Origin of the sequence: Streptomyces sp. NPDC008317, assembly GCF_042955955.1 — a bacterium.
Lineage (GTDB): Bacteria > Actinomycetota > Actinomycetes > Streptomycetales > Streptomycetaceae > Actinacidiphila.
Genome location: NZ_JBIBFQ010000015.1, coordinates 119,045 through 126,943, shown reverse-complemented (window position 1 = coordinate 126,943; position 7,899 = coordinate 119,045). Strand labels below are relative to the sequence as shown.

The window sequence follows — 7,899 nt, the reverse complement described above, 5'->3', positions numbered from 1 at the left end:
CCCCTGAACGCCCACCGGTCGGGCACCGTCATCGGCCTCAAGGCCGAAGTCGGCACCTCCGTCTCCTCCGGCGCCGTCATCTGCGAAATCAAGGAGTGAACGGGACCGCCCGACCCGCACCGGCTCAGAGCCAGCCGCGCCGCTTGAACAGGAAGTACAGGAAGGTCACCACCGACGCCATCAGGCCGAGCACCGCCGGATAGCCCCAGACCTGGCGCAGCTCCGGCATGTGGTCGAAGTTCATGCCGTAGATCCCGGCGATCATCGTCGGGGCCGCCGCCATGGCCGCCCACGCGGAGATCTTGCGCATGTCGTCGTTCTGCCGCACACCCACCTGCGTCAGATGCGCCGCCAGGATGTCGGACAGCAGCCGGTCGAGCCCTTCCTCCGCCTCGTTGACGCGCGCCAGGTGGTCGGCGACATCGCGGAAGAACGGCTTGGTGCGCGCGTCCACGAAGGGCGCGTTGCCGCCGGCCAGCCGGGCCATCGGCTCCGAGAGCGGACTGATGGCCCGGCGGAATTCCAGCACCTGGCGCTTGAAGGAGTAGATGACGCCCGCCACCCGCGAGGAGTCGCCGCCGGTGGGGGAGAAGACCTGCTCCTCCAACTCCTCCAGATCCACTTGCAGCTCCGCGGCGATGTCCAGATAGTCGTCCACGACCGCGTCGCAGATCGCGTAGAGCACGGCCACCGGACCGTGCCGCAGCACCTCGGGGGACTTCTCCAAACGGGAACGGGCGTCGGCGGCCGTCTTCGCGTGCCCGTGCCGCACCGTCACCACGAAGGAGTCGCCGATGAAGATCATCAGCTCGTCGGCCGTGACGCGGCTCTTCTCGTCGTCGTAGCGCAACGGCCGCACGACCGTGAACAGCGCCCCGTCGTACGCTTCCATCTTCGGCCGTTGACGGGCCTTGAGCGCGTCCTCGACGGCCAGCGGATGCAGGTCGAACTCGGTGGCGACCCGGTCGAACTCGCTCGTCGTCGGCTCGTGCATGCCGATCCAGACGAAGCAGTTCCCCGACGCGCGGGCCTCGGCGAGCGCGTCGGACAGGTCGTCCGGCGTCTTCTCGCGACGACCGTCCCGGTAGATGGCGCAATCCACGATCACGCGGTGATCCCTTCGGTGAACGTCCGCGGCCGTACCACCCACGCCCGCGCGGCTCCCAGGGCCCGTCCGGCCCTGGCCCGCTCCTGCCCGGAACGCGCCGCTTCATGGCCGGATCGCGCCTCCGCCGCGCCACGCCACCGCGCGACCCGCCCGGTCGGCGCGGATCCCGGCGGCGCGGCTGACAGACTGGCCGCATGCAGGACACCTCCTTCTCGCTGACCCGTGTCCGGCTGCGGCAGTACCGCAGCATCCCGGAAGCCGACGTGGCGCTCGGCCCGCTCGTCTTCCTGATCGGGCCCAACGGCTCGGGGAAGAGCAACTTCCTCGACGCCCTGCGCCTGGTCTCCGAGGGACTGCGGACCTCCCTCGACGAAGCACTCGACCGGCGCGGCGGCGTCGCGCAGGTCCGCCGCAGGTCGGCGGGACACCCGACCCGCTTCAGCGTCGACCTCGACTTCCGCGGCCCGCACGGCGACGGCGGCTACGGAATCCAGGTCGCGGCCGAACGCGGCGGCGGCTTCCGTATCGTGCGCGAGCACTGCACCGTACGGCCCGCCGCCGCCCGCGACGGCGCGGGCACCGCACCGGCCGAGGCCGCCTACCGGGTGGACGACGGGGTGCTGACCTCCAGCACCGAGTCCGGTATGCCCGCGGCCGACCGTCACCGCCTGCTGCTCGCCGACCTCGCCACCCGCAAGCCCTTCAAGCACGTCCACGACGGCCTCGCCGACATCGGCGTGTTCACCCTCAACCCGGAGGCCATGCGCGAGCCGCGGACGCCCGGATCCGGTCAACTCCTCCAGCGCGACGGCTCCGACATCGCCGCGGTACTGCACCGGCTGGGCCGGAGCGCGCGCGGCCGGGAGGACAAGGCGCGGATCGAGAGCTATCTGCGGCAGATCGTGCCGGGCATCCACGGCGTGACCCGGCGCACGCGCGGGGGCCGCGAGATCCTGGAGTTCACCCAGGACGTGCCCGGCGCCAAGGCGCCCTGGCGGTTCGGCGCGCCCTCCGTCTCCGACGGCACCCTGCGCGCACTCGGCGTCCTCACTTCGCTGTTCACCCCTGCGGGCGGCGCCTACAGCACGGTGGCCGTCGAGGAGCCCGAGACCGCCCTGCACCCCACGGCGACCGGCGCGCTGCTGGCCGCGCTGCGGGACGCCAGCGACCGCCGCCAGGTCATCGCGACCAGCCACAGCCCCGACCTCCTCGACACCGACGAGATCGACCCGGCGGAGCTGCTCGCCGTCCGCGCGCCCGGCGGCCGTACCGTCATCGCCCCGCTCGACGCGCCCGCCACCTTCGCGCTCCGCGCCCAGCTCCACACCCCCGGCCAACTGCTGCGCGCCGACCAGCTCCTGCCGCACCCGTCCCCGCCCGCGGGGGAAGAGCGCGCGCGTGTGAGGTGAGACGGGCCGCCGTCCGCCCGCCCGGCGCGTCCACCGGTGAGCCGACGGCCGCCACGACGGAGTGAAGGACCGGTCGTGGCGCGCCGGGCGGCGCGGCGGCTGCCCTAGGGTGACGACGATGACTACCACGATCGTGTTCGACATCGGCGAGACCCTGATTTCCGACGCGCGGCACTGGGCGGGCTGGGCCGACTGGCTCGGCGTCCCGTCACACACCGTCTCGGCCCTGGTGGGAGCGGTCGTCGCCGAAGGGCGCGACGACGGCGACGCGCTACGGCTGATCACCCCCGGCCTCGACATTCCCGCCGCCTACGCCGCCAGGGAGGCGGCCGGGCGGGGCGAGCACCTGGACGAGACGGATCTGTACCCGGACGTCCGGCCCGCGCTGGCCCGGCTGCGGGAGGCCGGCATCAAGGTGCTCGCCGCCGGCAACCAGACCGCCCGGGTCGGGGAGCTGCTGCGCGGCCTCGACCTGCCGCTCGACCTGGTCGCCACCTCCGCGGAATGGGCCGTCGCCAAACCGAGCCCCGGCTTCTACGCGAAGGTCGTCGAGGTCGCGGGGGCCGAACCCGAAGAGATCCTCTACGTCGGCGACCACCCCGGCAACGACGTCTTCCCCGCGAAGCGCGCGGGACTGCGCGTCGCCCACCTGCGCCGCGGGCCCTGGGGCCACCTGTGGGCCGACGACCCCGACGTGGCCGCCGCCGCGGACTGGCGGATCAATTCCCTGACCGAACTCGTCGCTATCGCGTCCCGCTGACCGGCACCGGCACCGGCATCGGCATCGGAACCGGCATGGGCACCGGCATCGGCATCGGAAGCCGTACCGCGCGCGGACCGCGACGGGATTGATCATCCGTTCCGTGGGGAGGCGGAGGAATGAGGAGAGAGGGCGGGGACATGAGCACGAGCTACCAGGACGGCTGGATCGAGTGCACACCTGACGCGCTCCGGATCCGCGGCTACTACTTCCCCTGGGGCACGAAGACGATTCCGTACGCGTCGATCCGCACGGTCACCCGCGTGAAGATGGGGGTGTTCAGCGGGCAGGGCCGCATCTGGGGCACCGCGAACCCCCGTTACTGGGCGAGCCTCGATCCGCGGCGGCTGTCCAAGACGGAAGGTCTCGTCCTGGACACCGGGAAATTCGTCCGGCCCTTCATCACCCCGGACGATCCGGCGGCCGTCGAGAGCATCCTGCGCGAGCGCTCCGGCGCCGGACCGGACGACCGGGCTTCCTAGGGCCTGTAGGGCCTGACCGATCCCGTACGCCTGTCCCCTGCGGGGGCCGGTCGTACGGAGGGCGTCAGCCGAGCGCACTCGCCACCGTCACGGCGGGCCCGGTCCGGCCGACGTCACCGGTCCCCGCCGCGATCAGCGCCGAGGCGGCGGCCCGGGCGGCGACGGCCGCCGAGGGGTCGCGGTCCATCCGGGCGGAGATCCCGGCGCCGTCGTAGAGCAGATGGAGCTGGCGGCCCAGCGACCGCGGGTCGGCGGCGCCCGCCTCACCGGCGAGGCGGGTGAACAACTCCCGCAGCCAGGCACGGTAGTTGTCCGCGGCCTCCTCCACGAGACTGCCGGGACCGGCCTCCGCGCCGGCCCGGACGAAGGCGCAGCCGTGGAAGTCCGGTTCCCCGAAGAGCGCGCCCTGCGCCTCGAAGACCGCCAGCAGCCGCTCGCGCGGAGTGTCGCGGCTGTCGACCGCGTCGGTGATCCGCTGGGTGATGCCCGCGTGGCGGCTGTCGAGGTAGGCCCGGATGAGCTGTTCCTTGCCGCCGAAGGTGTTGTACAGCGACGCCTTGGCCACGCCCGCGTGCTCGATGACCCGGTCGATGCCGACGCTCCGCACACCCTCGGCGTAGAACAGCTCGTCCGCGGCGGCGAGCAGTCGCTCACGCGCCGACGGCTTCGTGGTGGTCCGGGAAGTCGCCATGGCCGTCACCTTTCGGACAGATCTGTCTGCATTATGCCCCGGCGGCGGGACAAGCCCGGGGGCGGCGAGCCGGGACGGTCGGGGGGCGGTCGCGCCCGGCCCGGAGTCCGAGGTCACACGGCCGGCCGGGGGGACTGCTCGGAGGCGGCCCAGGTCAGTTGCTTGAGCTCCATCCGGGCGGCCGGAGCCGTTCCGGGCAGCGACGCCCAGTAGGGATGGGTGGAGATCCGGACGGAGAGCCTTTGCAGGCGGCGCCGGAGCACGGTGGTCTGCGTACCGGCGGGAGCGTCGGCGAGCAGGCGGTAGGTGATGTACCAGTCGCGCTGCGCCTCGATGAGATCAGCGGGGAAGTCGTGCTGCTTCATGGGGGCAATCCTGGCACGTGTTCGAATATTTGTGCGAGTCCATCTCGTCACGTTCGTACGACAGCCGCCCCTCCGCCGCCGGTGGCCGGGGACGCGGCCGGGTGGAGAGGCGGTGGAGGGGCGGAGAATGGGGGAGAGGGGGACAATCGGGGTGTTCGCCCGCGTGTCGCGGCTCACGCGCCGCGGCTCGCCCTCGGTGGAGGAGGTCCGGACATGAACGAGGCAACGCGACGGCAGGGCGCGACCGTGTGGGACCCGGCGACGGACGGCGGCACCGCGGGCCATGGCATGGGGGACCGGCCCAAGGGGCCGCACAACATCCAGAACCACTCCGAGGAGTTCGACCAGTCGGTCCGGGACGCGGAGACCGAGGCCGCCACCGCCGATCGGGCCCGCTTCCACGGCGTGTCCGTCCGGCTGCTGGAGTCGGGCACGGCGGTGCACGACATGATCCAGGCGCTGTTCAACAGGGAGACGACCGCCCCGGCCGATCTGCGGCCGGTGGCCGACGCCTTCCGTCGGCACTGCGCCGCCAAGGACGCCACGGCGGGGCGCGCGCTGGAGTCACACCCGCCGGTCGCCGAGGCGGTCAGGCGCGACCGCGAGGAGGGCGCGTACCTCCTCGCCCTCCTCGACGGCTCCATCGCGTCGCCGGGTCCGGCCGGAACGCGTGCCCAGACCGTCAACGGTGTGCTGGCCGACATCGACCAGTTCCTCGGCCACGAACAGCGCGACTTCATCCCGCTGATCGAGCGCGAACTCCCGGTCTCGCAGAGCAACCGCCTGGCCGCCTCCTTCGACGGCTGACGGCTGACGGCTGACTACTGACGGCCGGAGGACGACGCGTACGCCTGACGCCTGCGACGCCTGCGCCTCACACCTGCGGGTACGCCCGAACCCCGCGCTCCGACCGGCGGCCCCGCTGCCGCCTCACTACCTGCCCATCAGCTCCCGCGCCGCCGACGCGACCGCGTCCGCCGTCAGCCCGAAGTGCTCGTAGAGTTCGGCGGCCGACGCCGACGCGCCGAACTCCTGGACGCCGATCGACCGGCCGTCGAGGCCGATCAGGTCGTACCAGCCCTGACCGACGCCCGCCTCGACCGCGATCCGGCGGCGTACGGTCGGCGGGATGACGCTGTCGCGGTACGCCGCGTCCTGCGCGTCGAACCACTCACGGCACGGCATCGACACGACGCGCGCCCGTATCCCGTCCGCGGCCAGCGCCCGCGCCGCGGCGACGGCGAGCTGCACCTCGGACCCGGTGGCGATGACCACGACGTCCGGGTCGGCCGGACCGGCCGACGGGTCCGCGACGGGCGCCTCGTACCGTACGTAACCGCCCCTGACCGCCTCGGCGGCCGAGCCGAACCCGTCCGTGCCGTCGGGGAAGACCGGCAGGTCCTGACGGCTGAGGCTGAAACCGGTCGGCCCGGCGGACCCGGCCGCGCCGAGCACCTTCCACAGGGCGACGGCCGTCTCGTTGGCGTCACCGGGCCGCACGATGTCCAGGCCCGGAATCGCGCGCAGGGACGCCAGGTGCTCGACCGGCTGGTGGGTCGGGCCGTCCTCGCCGAGACCGATGGAGTCGTGCGTCCACACGTAGAGCGTCGGCAGCTTCATCAGCGCGGCGAGCCGTACCGCCGGGCGCATGTAGTCGCTGAAGACGAGGAAGGTGCCGCCGTAGGGACGGCTGAGGCCCGACAGCGCGATGCCGTTCATCGCGGCGGCCATGAAGTGCTCGCGGATTCCCCAGTGGACGGTGCGTCCCGCCGGGTCGGCGCCGGGCTGCGCGCTCGACGCCGGAAGGAAGGACGAACTGCCCTCCACCGTCGTGTTGTTGGAGTCGCCGAGGTCGGACGAGCCGCCCCACAGCTCGGGCAGTTCCGCCGCCGCCGCGTTCAACGCCCGCCCGAACGCCTTCCGCGTGGCCACCTGGGTGTCCGCCGCGAAGACCGGACGCGCGTCCTCGAAGGCGGCGGGGAGCCCCTTGGCCGTCAGCCGGTCGAGCAGCGCCCGCCCGTCCGGATTCCCGCGCGCCCACGCGTCGAACGCCGCGTCCCACTCCCGGTGGGCCGCCGATCCCGCCGCGCGCGCCGCCGACGTCAGCCGGTCGTGGAGATCGGCCGATACGTCGAAGGCGGTGTCCGGGTTCACGCCGAGGACGGACTTCGCCGCGCGGACCGCGTCGGCCCCGAGAGCGGAGCCGTGCGACTTCGCGGTGTTCTGCGCGCCGGGCACCGGCCAGGAGATGATGCTGCGCATCAAGACGATCGACGGCCGCGTCGTCTCGGCGGCGGCTTCCTCCAGCGCCCGCGACAGGGCGGACACGTCGATGTCGCCGTCGGCCGCGAGGCCGACCCGCTGCACGTGCCATCCGTACGCCTCGTAGCGGGCGCCGACGTCCTCGCTCGTGGCCAGGTCCGTGCTGCCCTCGATGGAGATCCGGTTGTCGTCGTAGACGACGACGAGGTTGCCCAGGCGCTGGTGACCCGCGAAGGAACCGGCCTCGGCGCTGATGCCCTCCTGGATGTCGCCGTCGGAGCACAGGACGAACACCCGGTGGTCGAAGGGGCTTGTCCCCTCGGGCGCGTCGGGGTCGAGCAGGCCGCGCTCGCGGCGGGCGCCCATCGCCATGCCGACCGCGGTGGCGATGCCCTGGCCGAGCGGCCCGGTCGTGGTCTCCACACCCGGCGTGTGCCCCCACTCGGGGTGCGCAGGGGTGAGGCTGCCGCGCTTCCGGTAGGCGCGCAGGTCGTCCAGCGTGAGCGGATATCCGGCGAGGTAGAGCTGGATGTACAGCGTGAGGCTGGAGTGACCGCAGGACAGGACGAACCGGTCCCGCCCGCGCCACCGGGGGTCGGCGGGGTCGTGGCGCAGGAAGCGCCGGAATATCAGATGGGCGGCGGGCGCCAGGCTGACGGCGGTGCCGGGGTGACCGTGGCCCGCCTCCTGCACGGCGTCCATGGCCAGGACGCGGGCGGTGGTCACGGCCCGCTGGTCGTCCTCGGTCCAGGGTATGTGGGCATGCTGAACGTACGTGCTCGTCACGAGCGCTCCTTCGACACGAAAAGAGGGTGCGGGCGG

General features: G+C 72.9%; 8 protein-coding genes. 4 read left to right on the top strand and 4 right to left on the bottom strand.

Annotation, left to right across the window (positions count from 1 at the left end; genetic code table 11):
• Nucleotides 1-124: 124 nt before the first annotated feature.
• The gene (gene corA / locus ACFY9V_RS34595) at nt 125-1,108 is read right to left on the bottom strand and encodes a magnesium/cobalt transporter CorA (protein WP_355347640.1); all 984 of its coding nucleotides are present in this window, start codon (nt 1,106-1,108) and stop codon (nt 125-127) included.
• Between the two features lie 194 nt (nt 1,109-1,302).
• Between corA and ACFY9V_RS34590 the strand changes: the two genes are divergently transcribed.
• The 3 genes from ACFY9V_RS34590 to ACFY9V_RS34580 all read left to right on the top strand — a co-directional run bounded on the left by ACFY9V_RS34590 (nt 1,303) and on the right by ACFY9V_RS34580 (nt 3,759).
• Nucleotides 1,303-2,517 (top strand): AAA family ATPase, encoded by a 1,215-nt coding sequence (locus ACFY9V_RS34590; protein ID WP_391164285.1) that lies wholly within the window; start codon nt 1,303-1,305, stop codon nt 2,515-2,517.
• 118 nt (nt 2,518-2,635) lie between these two features.
• Entirely contained in the window at nt 2,636-3,277 is a 642-nt protein-coding gene (locus tag ACFY9V_RS34585; RefSeq protein ID WP_355347634.1) for an HAD-IIIA family hydrolase, read from the top strand.
• Between the two features lie 140 nt (nt 3,278-3,417).
• Nucleotides 3,418-3,759, top strand: a complete 342-nt coding sequence (locus tag ACFY9V_RS34580; RefSeq protein WP_391164284.1) for a hypothetical protein — start codon at nt 3,418-3,420, stop codon at nt 3,757-3,759.
• A 64-nt stretch (nt 3,760-3,823) separates the two neighbouring features.
• On the opposite strand, the gene ACFY9V_RS34575 is transcribed toward ACFY9V_RS34580, so the two are convergent.
• The gene (locus ACFY9V_RS34575) at nt 3,824-4,450 is read right to left on the bottom strand and encodes a TetR family transcriptional regulator (RefSeq protein ID WP_391164283.1); all 627 of its coding nucleotides are present in this window, start codon (nt 4,448-4,450) and stop codon (nt 3,824-3,826) included.
• 113 nt (nt 4,451-4,563) lie between these two features.
• Nucleotides 4,564-4,815, bottom strand: a complete 252-nt coding sequence (locus ACFY9V_RS34570) for a hypothetical protein (protein ID WP_355347625.1) — start codon at nt 4,813-4,815, stop codon at nt 4,564-4,566.
• A 213-nt stretch (nt 4,816-5,028) separates the two neighbouring features.
• Between ACFY9V_RS34570 and ACFY9V_RS34565 the strand changes: the two genes are divergently transcribed.
• The gene (locus tag ACFY9V_RS34565; RefSeq protein WP_391052503.1) at nt 5,029-5,622 is read left to right on the top strand and encodes a hypothetical protein; all 594 of its coding nucleotides are present in this window, start codon (nt 5,029-5,031) and stop codon (nt 5,620-5,622) included.
• Nucleotides 5,623-5,748: 126 nt separating this feature from the next.
• On the opposite strand, the gene tkt is transcribed toward ACFY9V_RS34565, so the two are convergent.
• Nucleotides 5,749-7,863: a transketolase gene (gene tkt / locus ACFY9V_RS34560; RefSeq protein ID WP_391164282.1), complete on the bottom strand. Its 2,115-nt coding sequence runs from the start codon at nt 7,861-7,863 to the stop codon at nt 5,749-5,751.
• Nucleotides 7,864-7,899 lie beyond the last annotated feature (36 nt).

Coding starts and splice junctions, on each gene's coding strand:
- ACFY9V_RS34590 (WP_391164285.1), top strand. CDS start 1,303: ATGCAGGACACCTCCTTCTCGCTGACCCGTGTCCGGCTGCGGCAGTAC.
- ACFY9V_RS34585 (WP_355347634.1), top strand. CDS start 2,636: ATGACTACCACGATCGTGTTCGACATCGGCGAGACCCTGATTTCCGAC.
- ACFY9V_RS34580 (WP_391164284.1), top strand. CDS start 3,418: ATGAGCACGAGCTACCAGGACGGCTGGATCGAGTGCACACCTGACGCG.
- ACFY9V_RS34575 (WP_391164283.1), bottom strand. CDS start 4,450: ATGGCGACTTCCCGGACCACCACGAAGCCGTCGGCGCGTGAGCGACTG.
- ACFY9V_RS34570 (WP_355347625.1), bottom strand. CDS start 4,815: ATGAAGCAGCACGACTTCCCCGCTGATCTCATCGAGGCGCAGCGCGAC.
- ACFY9V_RS34565 (WP_391052503.1), top strand. CDS start 5,029: ATGAACGAGGCAACGCGACGGCAGGGCGCGACCGTGTGGGACCCGGCG.